The 19,113-nt window shown below is 68.8% G+C and carries 16 protein-coding genes and 1 tRNA gene; 8 read left to right on the forward strand and 9 right to left on the reverse strand.

Annotated features, from left to right (window positions below):
* The first annotated feature begins 98 nt into the window (after positions 1-98).
* The gene (locus tag EMQ25_RS14555; RefSeq protein WP_244606601.1) at positions 99-4,838 is read left to right on the forward strand and encodes an NAD-glutamate dehydrogenase; all 4,740 of its coding nucleotides are present in this window, start codon (positions 99-101) and stop codon (positions 4,836-4,838) included.
* Between the two features lie 16 nt (positions 4,839-4,854).
* On the opposite strand, the gene purH is transcribed toward EMQ25_RS14555, so the two are convergent.
* From purH to htpX, 4 genes are all read right to left on the reverse strand, one after another.
* On the reverse strand, positions 4,855-6,447 hold the full coding sequence (purH, locus tag EMQ25_RS14560) for a bifunctional phosphoribosylaminoimidazolecarboxamide formyltransferase/IMP cyclohydrolase (RefSeq protein WP_127189329.1): 1,593 nt from the start codon (positions 6,445-6,447) through the stop codon (positions 4,855-4,857).
* Positions 6,448-6,514: 67 nt separating this feature from the next.
* A complete protein-coding gene (locus tag EMQ25_RS14565; protein WP_127189330.1) occupies positions 6,515-8,146 on the reverse strand; it encodes a heparinase II/III family protein in 1,632 nt (543 codons plus the stop codon).
* A gap of 41 nt (positions 8,147-8,187) precedes the next feature.
* Positions 8,188-9,486, reverse strand: coding sequence for an RsmB/NOP family class I SAM-dependent RNA methyltransferase (locus tag EMQ25_RS14570; protein WP_127189331.1), 1,299 nt, complete (start codon positions 9,484-9,486; stop codon positions 8,188-8,190).
* 2 nt (positions 9,487-9,488) lie between these two features.
* Positions 9,489-10,499, reverse strand: a complete 1,011-nt coding sequence (htpX, locus tag EMQ25_RS14575; protein WP_127189332.1) for a zinc metalloprotease HtpX — start codon at positions 10,497-10,499, stop codon at positions 9,489-9,491.
* A gap of 96 nt (positions 10,500-10,595) precedes the next feature.
* On the opposite strand from htpX, the gene EMQ25_RS14580 reads away from it, so the two are divergent.
* Entirely contained in the window at positions 10,596-10,799 is a 204-nt protein-coding gene (locus tag EMQ25_RS14580) for a DUF1674 domain-containing protein (protein ID WP_127189333.1), read from the forward strand.
* Here EMQ25_RS14580 and EMQ25_RS14585 read toward each other — a convergent pair.
* The 5 genes from EMQ25_RS14585 to tsaD form a co-directional block, all read right to left on the reverse strand.
* A complete protein-coding gene (locus EMQ25_RS14585) occupies positions 10,796-11,200 on the reverse strand; it encodes a DUF1761 domain-containing protein (RefSeq protein WP_127189334.1) in 405 nt (134 codons plus the stop codon). The two genes, EMQ25_RS14580 and EMQ25_RS14585, sit on opposite strands and share 4 nt — an antisense overlap.
* A 79-nt stretch (positions 11,201-11,279) precedes the next feature.
* Positions 11,280-11,708 (reverse strand): EVE domain-containing protein, encoded by a 429-nt coding sequence (locus EMQ25_RS14590; protein WP_127189335.1) that lies wholly within the window; start codon positions 11,706-11,708, stop codon positions 11,280-11,282.
* Positions 11,708-12,004, reverse strand: a complete 297-nt coding sequence (locus EMQ25_RS14595) for a YciI family protein (protein ID WP_127189336.1) — start codon at positions 12,002-12,004, stop codon at positions 11,708-11,710. Before EMQ25_RS14595 ends, EMQ25_RS14590 begins: the two co-directional genes overlap by 1 nt.
* A gap of 2 nt (positions 12,005-12,006) precedes the next feature.
* On the reverse strand, positions 12,007-12,984 hold the full coding sequence (locus EMQ25_RS14600) for an NAD(P)H-dependent glycerol-3-phosphate dehydrogenase (protein ID WP_127189337.1): 978 nt from the start codon (positions 12,982-12,984) through the stop codon (positions 12,007-12,009).
* A complete protein-coding gene (gene tsaD, locus EMQ25_RS14605; RefSeq protein WP_127189338.1) occupies positions 12,974-14,032 on the reverse strand; it encodes a tRNA (adenosine(37)-N6)-threonylcarbamoyltransferase complex transferase subunit TsaD in 1,059 nt (352 codons plus the stop codon). Before tsaD ends, EMQ25_RS14600 begins: the two co-directional genes overlap by 11 nt.
* 66 nt (positions 14,033-14,098) lie before the next feature.
* Between tsaD and hemC the strand changes: the two genes are divergently transcribed.
* From hemC to EMQ25_RS14635, 6 genes are all read left to right on the forward strand, one after another.
* Complete coding sequence (gene hemC / locus EMQ25_RS14610; protein ID WP_127189339.1) at positions 14,099-15,043, forward strand: hydroxymethylbilane synthase; 945 nt, start codon at positions 14,099-14,101, stop codon at positions 15,041-15,043.
* Between the two features lie 16 nt (positions 15,044-15,059).
* The gene (locus EMQ25_RS14615) at positions 15,060-15,779 is read left to right on the forward strand and encodes a uroporphyrinogen-III synthase (protein WP_158626095.1); all 720 of its coding nucleotides are present in this window, start codon (positions 15,060-15,062) and stop codon (positions 15,777-15,779) included.
* Between the two features lie 27 nt (positions 15,780-15,806).
* Positions 15,807-17,279, forward strand: a complete 1,473-nt coding sequence (locus tag EMQ25_RS14620; RefSeq protein WP_127189341.1) for a hypothetical protein — start codon at positions 15,807-15,809, stop codon at positions 17,277-17,279.
* Positions 17,276-18,643 carry a heme biosynthesis protein HemY gene (locus tag EMQ25_RS14625; RefSeq protein ID WP_127189342.1) on the forward strand — a complete coding sequence of 456 codons (1,368 nt, stop codon included), beginning with the start codon at positions 17,276-17,278 and terminating at the stop codon, positions 18,641-18,643. The genes EMQ25_RS14620 and EMQ25_RS14625 overlap by 4 nt, the downstream gene beginning before the upstream one ends.
* 77 nt (positions 18,644-18,720) lie before the next feature.
* A tRNA-Thr gene (locus EMQ25_RS14630) sits at positions 18,721-18,796 on the forward strand.
* An 80-nt stretch (positions 18,797-18,876) separates the two neighbouring features.
* Positions 18,877-19,113, forward strand: a complete 237-nt coding sequence (locus EMQ25_RS14635; RefSeq protein ID WP_127189343.1) for a hypothetical protein — start codon at positions 18,877-18,879, stop codon at positions 19,111-19,113.

Here is a 19,113-nt window from a genome sequence, read left to right on the forward strand (position 1 = left end):
GTCATCTGTCCCTCACTCTAGCGTGCAAACCATAGCAAGCCCTTACCCCGGCGTCGGGAACCAGCGCGCAGAGAGCGGGTTGGCCAATCGACCTCTCGATGAGACAGAAGGACGACACGATGGACGCGCAGATCTCCCCGGCCGAAACCCATGACAGGCTCCTGGCGGTAGCGCGGAGCCTCGAGGCCGACACCCCGGAGCTCGCGCGCTTCCTCAAGGCCACGCTCAGGCAGATCGAGCCCGAGGACCTTTCGGGGGTCAGTGCCGAGGCGATGGTCGCTGCCCTGCGCGGGGCGCGGGACCGGGTGCGCAAGGGGCTCGAAGGACCGGGGCGCGCGGTCTCGGTCTTCCCGCTCGATCTGCCGCCCGCCGTCGACATCGTCGAGATCGTCTCGGCCGACATGCCTTTCATCGTCGACAGCGTCACCGCCGCGATCCGAGCCGAAGGCGGCACGGTGAAGCTCCTCGCCCATCCCGTCTTCGAGCCCGAGGCGCTCGGGCGTGCCGACGGGGTGAAGACGAGTTTCCTCCACATCCACCTCGTGCCCCTCGCCGACGACAAGGCGCGCGAGGCGCTGCAAAAGGAGATCGGCAAGACGCTGGACGACGTCGGCTGCGCCGTCGGGGACTGGCAGGACATGCTCGGGGCGGTCAGGGAAGCCGAGGCCAACCTCGAAGCGGTCGGACGCGGCCCCGAGGACGCCGAGGCCGCCGCCTTCCTCGCCTGGTTGCGGGCGGACAATTTCACCTTCCTCGGCATCAGGCGCTACCGGATCGGGGAGGACGGCATGCCCGACCCCGTTGCGGGCGCCGGGCTCGGCATCCTCGGCGACGACGGCGTCAGGTTCTTGCGCGAGGGGCCCGACTATGTCGAGACCAATGCCAGGCACGCCGCCTTCCTCGCCGAGCCGACGCCCATCATGGTCACCAAGGCCAATCTGCGCGCGCGCGTCCACCGGCGCACCCATATGGACTATGTCGCAGTCAAGCATTTCGACGCCGAGGGCCGCGTGATCGGGGAAACGCGCATCCTTGGCCATTTCACCTCGCATGCCGAGGCGGCGCCGCACGGCACCGTGCCGCTCGTGCGCAGCAAACTCGCCTCCGTTCTCTCCGAGGCCGGCGAAGACCCGCGCAGCCACGCCGGAAAGGCGCTCCTCCAGGCGCTCGAAACCTATCCGCGCGACGACCTCTTCCAGATCGACCCGGCCGAACTCGCCGGCTTCGCCCGTATCATTGCGGGGCTCGCCGACCGGCCGCGCGTGCGGGTCCTCTCGCGTATCGACCGGTTCGACAATTTCGTCTCCGTCCTCGTCTACGTGCCGCGCGAGCGCTATGACGCGACGGTCCGCGAGCGGATCGGCGCGCATCTGGGCGAGCGGTACGATGGGCGCGTCTCGGCCTACTACCCGCAATTCCTCGAGGGCGAGCTCGTTCGCGTCCATTTCATCATCGGGCGCAATGGCGGAGTGACGCCGCGGCCCGAGCGCGCCGAGCTCGAAGCCGAAATCGCGGCACTGACGCAGAACTTTTCGGACCGGCTCGCCGCCGCAGCGCCGGCAGATGGTGCGGTCGGGCCCTTCCTCAATGCCTTCACGACAGCCTATCAATACCGGCACGGGCCCGAGGATGCCCTTGCCGACATCGCACTCTTTCAGGGTCTGGGGCCCGATCGCCCGGTTGCGGTCAGGCTGCGCACGGGCGTTCGCGGCGCGAGCCTCGGCATCCGCTTCTATCAGCGGGGGGAGGCCATTCCGCTCAGCGCCCGCGTGCCCATGCTCGAAGCCTTCGGCTTTGCGGTGATCGACGAGCAGACCTATACGGTGACGCCCCGATCGGGTGAGCCCTACTTCCTCCACGACATGTCGATCGAGCCGCCCGAGGGCGTCGCCGTCGATGTGGGGGAAGATGCCGACCGGATCGAGAGCGCCATCCTTGCGGTCTGGCATGGCGGCGCCGAGAGCGACGGGCTCAACCGGCTCGTCGTCGCCGGCCGCATGGCCTGGCGTGACGTTGCGATCCTGCGGGCGCTGGCGCGCTATCTGCGCCAGATCGGGCTCACCTACACCCGCGCCTATGTCGCGCAGGTGCTGGGCGGGCAGGCGGTTGCGGCCAATGCGCTCGTCGCCCTGTTTGCCGCACTCCACGATCCCGCACGCGAGGCGCGCGAAGCCGCTGAAGCCGAGGCCCGCGAGACCATCGCCCTCGCCCTCGAGCAGACCGAGACGCTCGACGAGGATCGCATCGTGCGGCGGGTGCTCAACCTCGTCGAGGCGAGCCTGCGCACCAATGCCTTCCAGCGTGACGGGAACGGCCGGCGTCGTCCGGCCATCGCCATCAAGTTCGATTGCCACGCCATCGAGGCGCTGCCCGCGCCGCGTCCCTATCGGGAAATCTTCGTCTATTCCCCGCGGGTGGAGGGGCTGCATCTGCGTTTCGGCCCCATCGCGCGCGGCGGCCTGCGCTGGTCGGACCGCGCGGAGGATTTCCGCACCGAGGTGCTCGGGCTCGTCAAGGCCCAGCAGGTCAAGAATTCCATCATCGTTCCGGTCGGCGCCAAGGGCGCCTTCGTGCCGCGAAGGCAGGTGACGGGCGGCCGCGACGCGGTCGCTGCCGAGGGCACGGCGTGCTACGAAATCTTCGTCTCCTCGCTGCTCGACATCACCGACAACATCATCGAAGGTCGCGTGGTGCCACCCGCAGGATCGCTGCGGCGGGACGGGGACGATCCCTATCTGGTCGTCGCCGCCGACAAGGGCACGGCCCGCTTCTCCGACACCGCCAACGCGATAGCGCTCGAGCGCGGCTACTGGCTCGGCGACGCCTTCGCTTCGGGCGGGTCGGTCGGTTACGACCACAAGAAGATGGGGATTACGGCCCGGGGCGGCTGGGAAGCGGTGAAGCGCCATTTCCGCGAAATGGATCGCGACATCCAGTCTGAGCCCTTCACCGTCGTCGGGGTAGGGGACATGTCGGGCGACGTCTTCGGTAACGCCATGCTGCTGTCCCGTCAGATCCGGCTCTTGGCCGCTTTCGATCATCGCGACATCTTCATCGATCCCGACCCCGATCCCGAAAAGAGCTTCGCTGAGCGCGAGCGCCTCTTCGCGCTGCCGCGCTCGAGCTGGCAGGATTACGATCCGGGGCTGATCTCGGCCGGGGGCGGGGTTTTTCCACGCTCGGGCAAGACCGTGCCGCTCTCGGTACGCGCCCGGCAGATGCTGGGGTTGGGCGAGGGTCTCGTCAGCCCCTTCGAGGTCATGGCCGCAATCTTGCGCGCCGATGCGGACCTCCTCTGGTTCGGCGGCATCGGCACCTATGTCCGCGGGCATGACGAGACCGATGCCGAAGTGGGCGACAAGGCCAATGACGCGATGCGCGTCTCCGCCCGCCAGGTGCGCGCCCGCGTCATCGGGGAGGGCGCCAATCTCGCCGTCACGCAGAAGGGTCGGATCGATTTCGCGCTCGCGGGCGGGGCGATTAATACCGATGCCATCGACAATTCGGCCGGCGTCAATTCCTCCGATCTCGAGGTCAACATCAAGATCGCGCTCAATCATCCGCTCGATCGCGGCGCGCTCGATGCCGAGAGCCGCAAGGCGTTCCTGGGCGAGATGACCGAGGAGGTGGCGCAGCTCTGCCTTGCCAACAACTACCAGCAATCGCTCGCGCTCTCGCTTGCCCAGCGGCGCGCCGTCGACGACTTTCCCGATCACGCTGCGCTCATCGGGACGCTTGAGCGGGACGGGCATCTGGAGCGAGCGGTCGAATTCCTGCCCGACGAAGAGGCCCTCTCGCGCCGCCGGAGCGCCGAGCAGGGGCTGACGCGGCCCGAGCTCGCCGTGCTCCTCGCCTATGCCAAGAACACGCTCCAGTCGGACCTTCTTGCCGGATCGGCGCCCGATGATCCCTATCTCGCGCGCGAGTTGCTGCGCTATTTTCCCCAGAAGCTCAACCGCCGCTTTCCCGAGGCCATCGCCGAACACCGCCTGCGCCGCGAGGTCATCGCGACCGTGCTCGCCAATGGCATCATCAACCGGGGCGGCCCGGCCTTCGTCGAGCAGCTGACGGCCGCCACCAGCGCCGACGCCGCCGCCATCGCCCGCGCCGCGGTGCTCGTGCGCGAGATCTATGGGCTCGACGGGCTTCATACCGATGTCGATGCGCTCGACGGAAAGCTCGAAGGACAGGTGCAGCTCGGGCTCTACGCGGCTCTTGCCCGGATCTTCTTCCGCGAGACGCTCTTCATGCTGCGCAACGCCCCGCTCGATGAGGCGCTCGAGGATCTGGTCGAGCGTTTCGGGGCCGGGGTGACCGAAGTCTGGCAATGCCTCCCGGCCTGCATGCCCCCGACCATGGCGGGGGTGGTCGAGGCCGACGAGACGGCCCTTGGCGCAGAGGGCGTGCCCGAGAATCTGGCCCATGCGATCGCGCGGCTCGGGCCGCTTTCGCTTGCAAGCGATATCGTGCTCGTCGCCAACCGGGCCGGGGAGAGCGTTCCCTCGAGCGCCGAGGCGTTCTTCGGGCTTCTCGAGCTCTTCAATCTCGATGCTGTGATGCGCGAAGGGGAGGCGCTGGTCGCGACCGACCGGTTCGAAAGGCTCGCGCTTGACCGGACGCTCGCCAATCTGCGGCGGGCGCAGCGCGTCCTCACCGCCGATATCCTCGCGGCAGGCTCCGGCACGGCCAGCGAGCGGATCGCGGCCTGGCATCGGGCGCGCGCCGATGCCGTCGATCGGGTGGCGCTCGCCGTCGGCGGGCTCGCCGATGGCGGGGTCAGCCTTTCGCGACTGACCGTTGCGGCGGGGCTACTGGGGGATCTGGCGCGCGGGGACTGATCCCCGCGCTATCATCTCAGTGCCGGAAGTGGCGCATGCCGGTGAAGACCATGGCGATGCCCGCCGCGTCAGCGGCAGCGATCACCTCGTCGTCGCGGATCGAGCCGCCGGGCTGGATCACGGCGGTGGCGCCGGCCTCGACCAGCGCCTCGAGCCCGTCGGCAAAGGGAAAGAAGGCGTCCGAAGCGACGACCGAGCCCTTGGTCAGCGCGCCCTCGAGCCCCGCGGCCTCGGCCGCATCGATCGACTTGCGGTGCGCGACGCGCGCCGAATCCACCCGGCTCATCTGGCCGGCGCCGATGCCGACGGTCGCCCCGTCCTTGACGTAGATGATGGCGTTGGACTTGACGTGCTTGGCCACCTTGGCGGCCAGCCGCATGTCGGCGAGCTCCGCTTGCGTCGGCTGGCGCTGCGTCACGACCTTCAGTTCACAATCCTCGACGCTGCGATTGTCGCGTGACTGGACGAGGAGTCCGCCTGCGACGGAGCGCACCGTCAGGCCCGCCGCGCGTGGATCGGCAAGCCCGCCGGTCAGCAGCAGGCGCAGGTTCTTCTTGGCCGCGATGATCTCGATCGCCTCGGCCGTCGCGGCGGGCGCCACGATCACCTCAGTGAACACCTTGACGATCTCGGTCGCGGTTTCGGCGTCGATCTCGCGATTGGTCGCGACGATGCCGCCGAAGGCGCTGACCGGATCGGTGCGGAGCGCATTGCGATAGGCGGTCAGGAGGTCATCCGCCAGCGCCACGCCGCAGGGATTGGCGTGCTTGATGATGGCGACCGCGGCGGTCGCTGCCGGATCGAATTCGCTTACCAGTTCGAAGGCCGCGTCGGTATCGTTGATGTTGTTGTAGGAGAGCGTCTTGCCCTGCACCTGGTTGGCGGTGGCGACGCCGGGGCGGTTTTCGCCCGTCGTGTAGAAGCCTGCCCATTGGTGCGGGTTTTCGCCATAGCGCATCACTTCGCGGAGCCGGCCCGAAAAGCTTCGCCAGCCGAGATCGGGGGTCTCGAGCGTCGTTGCGAACCAGTTCGAGATCGCCGCGTCGTAATTTGCGGTTCGGGCATAGGCCTTGGCGGCAAGCTTCTGGCGCATCGGATAGGGCACGCCGCCGGTTTCGGCGATGGCCGCGATCAGGGCCGGATAGTCGTCGGGGTCGACGACGACGGTGACATGGGCGTGGTTCTTGGCCGCCGAGCGGATCATCGCCGGCCCGCCGATATCGATGTTCTCGATGGTCTCGTCATAGCCCGCGCCGCGCGCGATTGTCTGCTCGAAGGGGTAGAGGTTGACCACGACGAGGTCGATCGGGGCAATGGCGTGTGCCGTCATGGCGCCCTGGTGCTCGGGATTGTCGCGCACCGAGAGAAGGCCCCCATGCACCTTGGGGTGAAGCGTCTTGACGCGGCCATCCATCATTTCGGGAAATCCGGTGAGATCCGAGATCTCGCGCACCGGAATGTTCTGGCCGGCGATCAGCTTGTGCGTGCCGCCGGTGGAGACGAGTTCGACACCCCCGTCGTGGAGGGCCTGGGCCAGTTCCACCATGCCGGTCTTGTCGAAGACCGACAGCAGGGCCCGTTCGATCTTCACCACTGCGTTCTCGCCCATCTTCCATCACGCTCATCTGTCGCCGATGGCGGCTCGCTAGCAGGTTCCGGGCCGATTGAAAACCGGATCAGGGCTCGTCGAGGGTGAAAATCCAGTTCACTTCGCTCGCATCGTCCACCAGCGCCTCGAGCACGATCTGCCGGGTGCGATGGAAGCCGAAATAGGCCGATTGCCGGACGCTATCCTCGATGCGCATCTCGGCGGCTTCCCAGAGAAAGCTCCAGCTCGCCCCCGAGGGCAGGCGCAGGCGCAAGAGATCCTCGCCCTTGAGCAGCTCGGTGCCCGGCCCCAGATGGAACCGAATCGCTGCCGCGCCCGATGGCCGCGCGCGTCCGGCCGGCACGAACCGGTCCTGTCCCACCAGCGTCTTGCCTTCCGCCATTAGTGTCAGGCGCCGTTCGAGGGTGACGCCGAACCGGTCCGCATAGCCATGGGTGCGCATCAGCAGGCTGTGCTCGGCCTCTTCGAGGCCGATTTCGGGGGGTGGATCCTGGGCCATCAGCCGGCCCGTGAGCGCGCCCGCTGAGCGGATCGGGGCGGCCGAAATGGCGTTGATCGTCGGGGCGGAGTGCGCGATCCCCTGCCGGAAGAGCAGCCGGCTGCCTTCGAATTCGGCCGGCGCGGGCCCGCAATTGCACACGATCAGGTCGCGCCCATGGCTGAACTCGAAGGCGAGCGCGCTTGAATGGGCGCTGGCGGTGAATTCGGGCGGCGCGGCCACCCCGCTATCGGCCACGAGGATGGAGCGCCCCCAGACGAGCCGCCCATATCCACCCGAAAGCCCGGTGCTGCGGGCTCGCGCCGGGCTCTGCGCCTGCACCGCCACGACGATGTCGTGCGCCATCTGGCCGGTGCCGTTGAAATAGGCCGGCTCGCCCGTGCCCAGCGAAATGGCGTCGAGGGCGCGCTGCATGGATTCGAGCAGCTCGGTGAACTCGTTGGCGAAGCGCTCATTGTGGCGCTGCAGCGCCTGGTTGATGGTGATGAGTTCGACGAGGAGCTGGATCTGCACGCGTGCCGACCGGCTGCGATGAAGCCCGTCATCGTCGATCTGTTGGTCGAGCAGCGCGTGGGCGTTCCTCAGCCGCGCCTCGATCTCGGCACTGCGTTTTTCGTCGCAGAGCGCCACCCCGAGCAGCGCGATGGCGGCCAGCAGCGCATCGACCGGCTCGGTGGCGAGCGCACCGCGCAGCTTCAGCGCCTGCACCTGCGTGCCGAGCGAGCGCTTGATGGTCGCGGCCTGTTCGAGGCTCGCCCCGTCGAGGAGGATACCGTAATGGCGCAGCCAGTTGAGCACGCGCCGCGCCGTGACCGAAGCGCCCCAGGTCTCGCGGTCGAACTGGCCCTCCCGCCCGATCCAGTCGAGGGCGAGGGAGCGGGCGAAGCGGCGCTCCTCTTCGGTGCGGGCGTCGCGGAAATGGCGCAGCCAGGCAAAGGCATGCAGATCGTCGAGCCAGTCGGCATGGCTGGTTTCGATGGCGAAGGGCGAGACGCCATTGGTGTCGATGAGCTTGGAGGCGAGCAGATACCGCCCCGCCATCATCTCGAGGATGGTTTCGCGGTCTGTGGGACGGATCTCGGCGAGCGTGCCGACCAGTTCGTCCGTACTCGGGCCGGTCCACGTCCAGCGCACCAGGGGCGTGGTCACCGCGAAGTCGGCGAGACCGAGCATGGTGCGCCGTGCGAGGAAGCGCATCATTTCCGACAAATCATCCCCTCACACCGGCGGGCCGACCGGTCTCAGGCGCGCCGTCGGAACCGCGCGACAAAGAAGCCATCGAGAGCGCCGCCATCCTTGGTGACGAGACCCGGATGCGTCCGCACGCACCCGTCCGTCGTCACTGCCCCCTCAAGATCATTAAGCTCTGCGGGGTCGATTTTGAAGGGCTCGAGGCCGGTTTGGTGCGCCAATACCCAGGGAAGTTGCGCTTCGCCCTCCTCGGGCTCGAGCGAGCAGACGCAATAGACGAGAATGCCGCCGGGGTTGAGCGAGGCCGCCGCATTGGCGATCAGCCTTCGCTGCAGGGCCGCGCGGCCCATGATGTCCTCGCGCGTCCGGCGCCAGAGCACTTCGGGGTGGCGCCGGAACGTGCCGGTGGCCGAGCAGGGCGCATCGAGCAGGGCGGCATCGAATTTCTCGCGCGGCGCATAATTGGCCGCGTCCGCGGTGACGATCTCGGCGGTGTAGCCGAGCCGGTCGATATTGTCCTTGAGCCGCATCAGCCGCGTGGCATCGCTGTCGAGCGCGGTCACCCGATAGCCGGCCTTTGCCAGCTGCGCCGTCTTGCCGCCAGGGGCCGCGCAGAGGTCGAGGACGCGCGCGCCCTGCGGCAGATCGATGAGGCGGGCGGGAATGGCCGCTGCCGCGTCCTGCACCCAGAACCGGCCCTCGGCATAGCCCGGCATCGCCTCGACCGGCCGGTCGCGCGTTTCGATGCGCACCGTGTCGGCCATCACCGGAACGCCCCCGAGCGCCGCAACGAGTTCGGGATCTTCGTCGCGCAGTGTCAAATCGAGCGAGGCTCCGGCGATCAGCGCGGCGGCGAAGCGGTCGATCGCCTCCTCGCCATAGAGTGCGCTCCAGCCGGGCTTCAGCGCATCGGGGATCAGCAGATGGTCGGGCAGGTCGAGATAGCGGAGCGATTCCGCCTGCGCGCGCCGCAGCACGGCGTTGGCGAGCCCGGTCAGGTGGGCGGCCTTCGTGTCGCGCTTCAGCGCCTCGACGGCGAGGAAGAGCGCGCTGTGGGCGCCGAGATCGGGCAGCCAGACGAGCTGAGCGAGCGACAGGCGCATGACCGCCTCGAAGCTTCCCGATTTGCGGGGCAGGCCGCGATCGAGCAGTTCGGCGAGAATGACGTCGATCTGGCCATGCCGACGCAGCGCGGTGGTCACCAGCCGGTTGGCGATGGCGCGGTCGCGTCCGTCGGGCAGATCGTCACTGGTGAGGGGGCTGAAATGAGCGCCGCCGAGAACGTCACGGAGTTTCTCGGCGGCCTTGATGCGGAGGGGCAGTCCGGGCGGAGGGGGTTGCTTGGCCAAGATCAGCCCCAGGGTCCGGGGCCGTTGCCCCGATCATCATTGCGCGTGCTCGGCACCCGCCAGCCGCCGGCGCCGGCCGAGGGGGCAGAGCTGCGCGGCGCCTGCCGGGGCTGACCGAAGGGGCTGACCTCCGGCTGGCGCGGCGCACGGGGGCCGCCGCCGGTGCCGATTTCGTTCGCCAGCCGCTGCAGCTGGGCGATGCGGTTGCGCACGTCGGGATGGGTGGAGAACAGATTGTCCATCCGCGCGCCCGAAAGCGGGTTGGCAATGTAGAGATGGGCCATTGCGGGGTTCCGTTCGGCTGCGACGTTGACGGTGCGACGCGCGAGCTGGTTGATCTTGTCGAGCGCCGAGGCGAGGGCCAGCGGATCACGCGCAATGATCGCGCCATCCTTGTCGGCCTCGTATTCGCGTGTGCGGCTCACGGCCATCTGTACGATCACCGCCGCCAGCGGCGCAAGGAAGACCATGAGCAGCGTGCCGATCATCCCCAGCGGATTGTCCCGGCTGTTGCCGCCCCCAAAAAAGAGGCCGAACTGCGCCAGCATGGAGATCGCGCCGGCAAACGTGCCCGTCACGGTCATGATCAGGGTGTCGCGGTTCTTGATGTGCGCGAGCTCATGGGCGATCACCGCGGCAACTTCGCGCTGGTCGAGGTGCTTCAAAAGGCCTGCCGATACCGCTACCGCCCCGTTCTGCGGGTTGCGGCCGGTCGCAAACGCGTTGGGCTGTTCGGTGTTGATGACGTAGACTTTCGGGGTCGAGATGCCGGCATTGGCCGAAAGCTCTTCCACCATGCGGTAGAGGTCCGGCGCCCGCCGCGCATCAACGGCCTGCGCGCCCTGCATGCGCAGCACCATCTTGTCGGAGTTCCAGTAGCCGATGAAATTGGTGACGAGCGCGAAGCCGAGCGCCATCACCATGCCGCCGGTGCCGCCGATGAAATAGCCTACCGCCATGAAAAGGGCCGTCATGGCCGCGATCAGGACGCCGGTACGAAAGAGATTGCCCATGATGCCCTATCTTGAACCTTCGGGTGCATTGCTCCCACAATATGATGGGGTGCCTCGAGGTTGCGTGCAATAGCGGCACACCCAGGGAGAATCAGCATGGACGAGACCGACACCACCCCCGCGCCTGCCCCGCGCATCCTCACCCCGGCCGCCGAGCGGGCTCTTTCTGAGGCACGGGCCCGACGCGCGGCGATCGATGCGGCCGAAGCCGCCCTGCCGGCCGAGAAGGGCGGGCGCGGCGGCAAGGATCCCGCCCGCTACGGCGACTGGGAGATCAAGGGCCTGACGAGCGATTTCTAGCCGAAGGCGCCGATCACCGCGCCCTGCAGGACGAGTACGCCCAGCATGTAGCCCCCATCGATCAGGGTGAGCGCCCATGGCGCGCCCTGGTAGCGATGGTTGAGGATCATGGCGGTGATCACGAAGCCGAGCCAGAGCTGGGCGCCCGCCGCCATGCCCGAAATGACGCTCACTTCGCCGGTCAGCGGGGCGATCATCACGGCGAGGAAATAGGCCATCACGAGCTGGACGAGGACCGACCAGAGATAGGGCGACGGTCCGGCGGACTGCAGGGCCTCCGGGGTCTTGCCGACCGCTGCCATCCATTGGCGGGACAGGCCCATATACCAGGCGATGCCGAGGATCATGCTCGCAGCCGTCGCCACGACGATTGCGAGCCAGTTAACCGACAGGTGAACCATTTGCGTACCCTCCCGCCTCCCGCGCTGGGGGAGACGGGGCCAGCCTACGCCTCGGCGGCGGCCGGCGAAAGGGTGTGCCTCAAGGCTCGACCCCGCCCATCCGGCAGATGATCGCCCACTCCGCTTCGCTTACGGGCTGCACCGAGAGGCGCGAATTGTTGACGAGCACCATCTGCTCGAGCCCGGGCTCGACCTTTATCTCGTCGAGCGTCACCGGGCGCTCGAAGGACCGCACGGCTTCGATGTCCACGCATTCCCAGACGATCTTGCCGTTCTTGGGTTCGGCCGTGGAATCGGGATGGATCGGGGTCGCCACACGGACGATGCCGACCACCGCCTTTTCCTTGACCGAATGGTAGAAGAAGCCAAGCTCACCCACCTGCATCAGGCGCATGTTGTTGCGCGCCTGATAGTTGCGGACCCCGTGCCATTCCTCGGGTCCCTTCTTTGCGACCTGGTCGTGCCAGCCCCAGGTGTCCGGCTCGGACTTGAAGAGCCAGTGGGCCATCAGAGGCCGCGACCGGTGGGGTTGTTGACGGCCCAGTTCCAGCGCGTCACCTCATAGGAGGAAAAGACGCCGCGCGTGACGAAGGGATCGGCCGCGGCCATCGCCTTGGCCTCCTCGAGGCTGCCGGCCTCGATGACCATCAGGCTGCCGGTGGGCTTGTCGTCGGTGCCGAGCGTCGCGCCGGCGAAAACGACCTTGTCGCCGAGGGATTTCAGATGGTCGAGGTGTTCGGGGCGCACGGTCATGCGGTCCTCGAGGCCGTTCGGCTTGTCCTGGGCGATGATGGCATAGAGCATAGTCAGTCCTCTCTTTTGAGCGGCCGGGCCATCAGCCCGGACAGGATTTGGGTGATCGAAACGTCGCGGTCGAGCAGCAGGTTGACCGCATCGACGAGGGGAGCATCGACGCCGAGCCGGCGGGCCATGGCCTGTGCCACAGGAGCGGTCGCGACCCCTTCGGCGAGTGCGCCGCCGGGTCGAAGCGGCTCGTCCCGCCCCAGCGCCATGCCCTGGCTGTAATTGCGCGACTGCGCGGATGTGCACGACAAGGTGAGATCGCCGAGCCCGGCCAATCCGCCGAGCGTCTGCGCGGAGCCGCCCGCGGCCACCACCAGCCGGCCGAGTTCGGCATAGGCCCGCGCGATCAGCGCGGCCCGGGCCGATGCGCCGAGCCCGGCGCCTTCGACCGCGCCACAGGCGAGCGCATAGACGTTCTTGAGGGCGCCCACGAGCTCGACCCCCAGAAGATCGTCTGCGGCATAGGGGCGGAAGCTCGGGCCGGCGAGTGCCGCCGCGATCGTCTCGGTCTCCTCCCGGTCGCTGCCGGCAAGGGTGACGGCGGTCGGCCGTCCGGCCGCGACGTCATGGGCGAAGCTCGGGCCCGAAAGCACATAGGCTCGTGCGCCGGGCGCGCATTGGGCAAGGATTTCGCTCTGGCGCAGCAGCGTGCCGGTTTCGAGGCCCTTGGCCGAAAGCACGACCGGCAGGCCCTCGAGCGCGCTTGCCCCGAGCCCCGTCAGCGCCTTGCGGCTCGCCTGGGCCGGCACAGCCAGAATGACGAGTTCGGTGCCCTCGGCCAGTGCCGGCGCAGCGCTGATCCGGTCCGAAAGCTGCAGTGCACCCAAATAAGCGCTGTTGGTGCGCCGGGCGTTGATCTCGGCTATCACAGCCTCGTTCCGCGCCACGAGCGAAACGTAGCGCCCGGCCATGGCCGCGGCCTGAGCAAGGGCCGTGCCCCAGGCGCCGGCGCCGATCACGGCGACCCGTTCAAGCGGCATTGCGTGCCCCCATGTCCTCGCTGTCGAGCGGCCAGCGCGCCCGGGCGGGCGCGTCGAACCCGTCGACGAGCCCGAGCGCCAGCCGCTCAGCCCCGGCCCACGCCACCATCGCGCCATTGTCGGTGCAAAGGGCGGCGGGCGGAATGACGAGGCGGGCGCCGGCCCGGTCCGCTGCGTCCCGCAGCGCGCCGCCGATCGCCCGGTTGGCCGCCACTCCACCCGCGACCACCAGCACCGGCGGAATTTCGGGCGCATCGCTGCCAAGCCGCTGCAGCGCGGCTGTGGCGCGTCGCGCCACGATCTCGGTCACTGCTGCCTGGAAGCCGGCGCAGATGTCCGCGACATCGGCATCGCTGAGGGGCGCCAGGGCCTCGGCCTTGAGCCGCACCGCGGTTTTCAGCCCCGAAAACGAGAAGTCGAGCCGGTCCTCGCCGAGCAGAGGTCGGGGGAAGCGCAACCGCTTGGGATCCCCCTTCAGCGCCTCGCGCTCGACCGAGGGCCCGCCGGGCATCGGCAGGTCGAGGAGCTTGGCGACCTTGTCGAAGGCTTCCCCGAGCGCATCGTCGATCGTCGTTCCCCAGCGCGCATATTGCCCCACCCCGCGCACGAGCACGAACTGGCTGTGCCCGCCCGAGACCAGGAGCATCAGATAGGGAAAGGCGACGCCGTCGGTCAGCCTTGCGGTCAGCGCATGCGCCTCGAGATGGTTCACGGCGATCAGCGGCTTGTCGAGGCTCGCCGCCAGCGCCTTGGCGGTCGTCAGCCCCACGAGCACGCCGCCGATCAGCCCTGGCCCCGCGGTCGCGGCGATGGCGTCGATGTCTTCGAAGCCGAGGCCGGCCTCTTCCATGGCGCGGCGGATGATCGCATCGAGATGGGTCACATGGCTGCGCGCGGCAAGCTCGGGCACGACCCCGCCATAGGCCACATGCTCGGCGATCTGGGAGCGGACGACGTTGGACACAATGCTCCCGCGCCCCGCCTCGTCGCGCGCGACGATGGCGGCTGCGGTTTCATCGCAGCTCGTCTCGATCCCCAAAATCCGCATGTGCGCTTGCGGGCCCCTCGTGAACTGGTCTAATCCCAAGCCATGGATGGCCTACAATAGGAGGGCATGACATTGCAATCGCGCGCGCCCTTCCTCAGGCTCGGCACGAGAGGCTCGCCGCTCGCGCTCGCCCAGGCCCATGAGGTGCAGGCCCGGCTCGCCGCGCTCCATGGGGTCGACGCCGAAGCGATCGAGATCGTCGTCATCTCCACGAGCGGCGATCGCATCCAGGATCGGCCGCTGAGCGAGGTCGGCGGCAAGGGCCTCTTCACCAAGGAGATCGAGATCGCGCTCGAGGAGGGCGTGATCGATGCGGGCGTCCATTCGGGCAAGGATGTCGCGACCCGTCTGCCCGAAGGGCTCGAGCTCGTCGCCTTCCTCGAGCGCGAGGACATCAGGGACGCCTTCCTCTCGCTTACCCATGGCGCGCTTGCGGACATGCCCGAGGGCGCGCGGCTCGGCACCTCCTCGCTGAGGCGCGCCGCACAGATCCGCCACCGCCGGCCCGACCTCGACATCGTGGGCTTTCGCGGCAACGTCCAGACGCGGCTCCAGAAGCTGCGCGAGGGCGTGGCGGACGGCACGCTCCTGGCGCTTGCGGGCCTCAACCGGCTCGACCAGCGCAGCCAGGTGACCGAGATCCTCGATCCCGAACTCTTCCCGCCGGCCCCCGCGCAAGGGGCGATCGGGCTCGAAATCCGCGCCGAGGATACCCGCACACGCGGGCTCGTCGCGCCGCTCGATCATGCCGAAACGACGATCGCCGTGCGCGCCGAACGCGCCTTCCTGCGCGAGCTCGATGGCTCCTGCCGCACCCCGATCGCGGCACGCAGCACCTTGGGCAATGGCCAGCTGACGATTTTCGGCCAGCTGCTCACGCCCGATGGCCGCGAGATCGTCGAAGGCGAAAAGACCGGGCCGGCCGGAGAGGCCGACGCGCTGGGGCAGGCGCTCGGGGCCATGCTGATCGCCCGGGCCGGTCCCGATTTCATCAAGCGCTTCGCAGGTTGATGCGATGCGGATGCTGGTGACCCGACCCCAACCCGATGCGAGCGAAACGGCCGCAAGGCTGGGCGCTCTGGGCATCGTGGCCGATGTCTCGCCCCTCCTCTTTCACCGCACGCTTCTTACGAGCCTCCCCGATCCGCGCGGCTTCGCCGGGGTCGCGCTTACGAGCGCCAACGCCATTCGCGCCCTCATGGAGCGAGACGTGCTCGAGGGCTGGCGGCAGGTCGAAGTCTTTGCGGTGGGCACCCGCACCGCGGCGGCAGCGCGGCAGGCGGGCTTTGCCCGCGTGCGCATAGCGCGCGGCACGCTCGGCGATCTGGTCGAGATGCTGTCCCACGCCCAGCTCGGCGGGCCGGTCTTCTATCCCGCCGCAACCCATCAATCGGGCGACCTTGCAAAGTCCCTTGCGCCTTTCGGTGTCATGGTGGTGACGGCGCGGGTTTACGAGATGGCCGCTGCCACCGCGCTCGAGGCGCCGGTGCTCGAAAGCCTCGAAAGCGGGGCGCTCGGCGCGGCCCTCTTTTATTCGCGTCGAACCGCGGAGACCTTTGTGGCGTTAACGGGGCAGGCGCTGTCGGATGAGGCGCGCAAGCGGCTTGGCGTCCTCTGCATTTCCGAAGGGGTTGCCGAACCGCTGGTCGAGCGCCATTTCGTCCGGGTCGGGCTCGCCGATCATCCTTCCGAAGAGGGGATGATGGCGCTGGCGCTGTCTTTTGCCCGCGACCAAAACGCGCCATGATGCGGCGCGCCGAAAAGGGAAGAATTCATGGCTGAACGCAAATCGGGACCGGTCAAGCCGCCTGTCATAGACCTGACCGCCCGGGACGCCGGCAAGCCAGATCCAAAGCCGTCGGGCAAGGCCGCGGTAAGCGGGAGCGCCGCGCCCAAAGGCACGCCGTCCAAGCCCGAGCCGTCCACGTTCGCGGAGACGGGCGCTGCGCCCGAAACCGCCGATCTCGGTCGGACCGACTCCGAGCCCGCCGCCGAAGAGGTAACCCGCCCTGCGCCGGAAACTGCGTCCAAAGAGAGCGCAGCGACGCCGGCAAAGCCCGCCGCGGCGTCGTCCTCGGGGACGACCGGTCCGAGCGCCCCGAAGCCGGAGCCGCTTAAGCCTCAATCCTCGAGCATCCCGCCCGCCGGAGGCCGCACTCAATCGGCCGGGCGCAGTCCGGCGCCCTTCGTCTTCGCTGCCATTGGCGGGGGCGTCCTCGGCGTCGTCCTCACCCTCGGTGTCGCCTATATGGGCTGGTTCCCCCCGGTTGCGCCCAATCCCGATCCCGCCCCCCGCCTCGAAGCGATCGAAGCCGAGATCGGCACGCTCGGTTCCGAACTTGCAACCCAGACCGAGAGGCTTGCCGGGCTCGAGGCCGCCGATGTCGCGGCGGATGAGCGTCTCGCCGGGCTCGAAGGAGACCTCGCGGCGATCGATGCGGCCCGGGCCGATACCGAGACTGCCCTCGCCGATCTCGGCAGCCGGGTCGACGGGCTCGGCGCCAGCCCGCAAGGGGATGAGATCGGCGCGCTGGAGGACGAGATCGCCGCGCTCGGCGGGCGGATCGATGCGCTCGCCGCCGGCGCGGAGGGCCAGGATGCCGGGCTCGGGGAAACGCTCGAAACCCTCCAGCGCACGCTTTCGACGCTGCAGCGAAGCGCCGCAGCCAATGAAGCCCGGATCGGAGAGCTCGAAACCGCCCTTGCGGATGCCAATGCGGCGCTGGCCGAGCAGGCCGAAGCGGCCCCTGCGCCAAGCGTGCAGCTCGTACCCGCGATCGCGGCCCTAGAAGGCGCCATTGCCGCCGGCCGGCCATTCGCGGCAGAAATCGAGGCCGTCTCGGCCCTTGCCCCTGCCATTGCCGTGCCGGCAGAGCTCGTCGAGCGTGCGCCTGCCGGGCTTCTTGCCCATGAGGCGATCCGCGCGCGCTTCGATGCCGTGCTGCCCGCCATGATCGCGGCGCGCCCCGGCACCGGGGAAGGCGGTTGGGCCCAGGATTTTGCCGGGTGGGCGCAGGGTGTCCTTGCGCTCCGGCCCTCCGGCGAGCTCGAGGGCGACACGCCCGACGCCATCCTCTCGCGGCTCGAGGCTGCGCTGGCGCGCGGGGACATGGGGAGTGCCGAGACGCTTCTTGCTGCCCTGCCCGAACCGATGCAGCGCGCCGCGGGCGACCTGCCGCAAAGTCTTGCCGGCCACGCCGAGGCCGACGCCTTCATCGCCGCCCTGCGCGCGGAGACCGCATCATGATCCGCCTTGCCTCATGGATCGTCTTCAGCCTCGTCGTCTCGGCGCTCATCGCATGGCTCATCGCCCTGCCGGGCACGGTCACGCTCGAGATCGCGGGCTGGCGCATGCAGCCCCGGCTCGGGGTCGCAGTCTTCATCGTCCTTGCGGCCGTCGCGCTCATCATCCTCGTCTGGGGCATCGTGCGGCGCATCCTCGCGACCCCGCGTCTCCTGGCGCGGCGGCGGCAGGAAAAGCGCCGCCAGAACGGGGTCGAGGCGCTGTCGGATGCCTTCATCGCGCTCGAAGCCGGTGATCCGGCGCGGGCCCGTTCGCTGGCCCGGGATGCGCAGTCGAACCTTCCGGGCAATCCGGCCGCCCAATTGCTCGAAGCGCGGGCCGAACTTGCCATGGGCGACATGGCCGCCGCGCGCGAGCATTATCGCGCGCTGATTTCGGAGCGGAAGACGGCGCTGGCCGCGCTTTCGGGGCTTTACGATCAGGCGCGTACGCAGGGCCGGCCCGATACCGCGCTGACCTTCGCGCGCAAGGCCATCGCCCTCGCTCCGGGCACGGTCTGGGCCAGTGATGCGGTCTTTGACGATCTGACCCGCCGCGGGGAATGGGCCGAGGCGCTGCAGCAGGCTTCCGAGGCTCCGGTCTCGACCCGCGAGGAGCGGGCGGCACGCCGGCGTCGGCAGGCGGTCCTCGAAACGGCGATCGCGCGCGATGCGGAAGCAACCGACCCCAACCGCGCGCTCGATCATGCGCTCAACGCCTTGAAGCTCCTCCCCAATTTCGTGCCGGCCGCGCTCATTGCCGCGCGCATCCACTCCAATCGCGGCGAAGCGCGGCGAGCGATGAGCCTGTTGCGCCGGGTCTGGCGCGCCACGGGCCACCCTGACGCGGCGACGCTTTATGCCAATGCGGTGCCGGGTGCGTCGGCGGTCGAGCGGCTGAAGCGCGTGCGCGAACTCATCGACATGCCGCCCGAGACCCTGGCAGGCGCCGTCGTCGTCGCGCGCGCCGCCATCGACGCCTATGAATGGAGCGTGGCGCGCAATGCGCTTGCGGTCTATGCGGCCGCCGATCCCAGCCAGGCGGTCTGCTCGCTGATGGCCGAGATCGAGGAAGGCCAGAGCGGGGACCAGGGCAAGGCCCGCCAGTGGCTCGCCCGCGCCGTGCGCGCCCCGCGTGATCCGCAATGGACCGCCGACGGCATCACCGCTGACGAGTGGGAGCCGGTCTCTCCGGTCAATGGCAGGCTCGACGCCTTCGAATGGAAGGTGCCGGTCTCGGCGGTCGGGCCCAAGGCCGTCGAGGCGCGCGCGGCCGAGAGCCCCGAGGAGGGCGAGCGCCTTGCCCTGCCGCACGGCCAAGCAGGCTGAAACTTTGTCGCCAAAACCCTTGCACCCGGATCGGCGCGCCAGTAAAAGAGCGCCGGTCCACGGGCTCTCCGCCCATCGCCGCAGTAGCTCAGTTGGTAGAGCACGTCATTCGTAATGATGGGGTCGGGGGTTCGAGTCCCTTCTGCGGCACCACTTTCCAGTACGGTCAGAGCGTTGAGGAAGCCCCGCGTCGGCATGGCGTGGCGGGCCTCCGGCATCCGATGGAGGCAGCCATGAGCAGCAGGGCGGGAACCGAAACGGCGCGTCTGCGGCGCCTGCGCAGGTTCGGGCACCGGAGGGGCTATACCATCCTCGCCGCCCAGCGGCCGGCAAGCAAGGTCGCCGGCGGCGGCTACATGCTGAGCCTCGATGCGACCTTCAAGCCCGTCCTCGGGGACGAGCCGATCCCCTATAGCGCCAGCCTCGATGAGGTCGAGGCCTATCTCGAAGCCCTCGAAGACGAGGCCTGA

It is taken from the genome of Arsenicitalea aurantiaca (genome assembly GCF_003994485.1).
GTDB lineage: Bacteria > Pseudomonadota > Alphaproteobacteria > Rhizobiales > Devosiaceae > Arsenicitalea > Arsenicitalea aurantiaca.

Excerpts from the sequence above, each read along its gene's own strand:
- EMQ25_RS14555 (WP_244606601.1), top strand. The coding sequence starts at position 99 with ATGAGACAGAAGGACGACACGATGGACGCGCAGATCTCCCCGGCCGAA.
- purH (WP_127189329.1), bottom strand. The coding sequence starts at position 6,447 with ATGGGCGAGAACGCAGTGGTGAAGATCGAACGGGCCCTGCTGTCGGTC.
- EMQ25_RS14565 (WP_127189330.1), bottom strand. The coding sequence starts at position 8,146 with ATGATGCGCTTCCTCGCACGGCGCACCATGCTCGGTCTCGCCGACTTC.
- htpX (WP_127189332.1), bottom strand. The coding sequence starts at position 10,499 with ATGGGCAATCTCTTTCGTACCGGCGTCCTGATCGCGGCCATGACGGCC.
- EMQ25_RS14580 (WP_127189333.1), top strand. The coding sequence starts at position 10,596 with ATGGACGAGACCGACACCACCCCCGCGCCTGCCCCGCGCATCCTCACC.
- EMQ25_RS14585 (WP_127189334.1), bottom strand. The coding sequence starts at position 11,200 with ATGGTTCACCTGTCGGTTAACTGGCTCGCAATCGTCGTGGCGACGGCT.
- EMQ25_RS14590 (WP_127189335.1), bottom strand. The coding sequence starts at position 11,708 with ATGGCCCACTGGCTCTTCAAGTCCGAGCCGGACACCTGGGGCTGGCAC.
- EMQ25_RS14595 (WP_127189336.1), bottom strand. The coding sequence starts at position 12,004 with ATGCTCTATGCCATCATCGCCCAGGACAAGCCGAACGGCCTCGAGGAC.
- EMQ25_RS14600 (WP_127189337.1), bottom strand. The coding sequence starts at position 12,984 with ATGCCGCTTGAACGGGTCGCCGTGATCGGCGCCGGCGCCTGGGGCACG.
- tsaD (WP_127189338.1), bottom strand. The coding sequence starts at position 14,032 with ATGCGGATTTTGGGGATCGAGACGAGCTGCGATGAAACCGCAGCCGCC.
- hemC (WP_127189339.1), top strand. The coding sequence starts at position 14,099 with ATGACATTGCAATCGCGCGCGCCCTTCCTCAGGCTCGGCACGAGAGGC.
- EMQ25_RS14620 (WP_127189341.1), top strand. The coding sequence starts at position 15,807 with ATGGCTGAACGCAAATCGGGACCGGTCAAGCCGCCTGTCATAGACCTG.
- EMQ25_RS14625 (WP_127189342.1), top strand. The coding sequence starts at position 17,276 with ATGATCCGCCTTGCCTCATGGATCGTCTTCAGCCTCGTCGTCTCGGCG.
- EMQ25_RS14635 (WP_127189343.1), top strand. The coding sequence starts at position 18,877 with ATGAGCAGCAGGGCGGGAACCGAAACGGCGCGTCTGCGGCGCCTGCGC.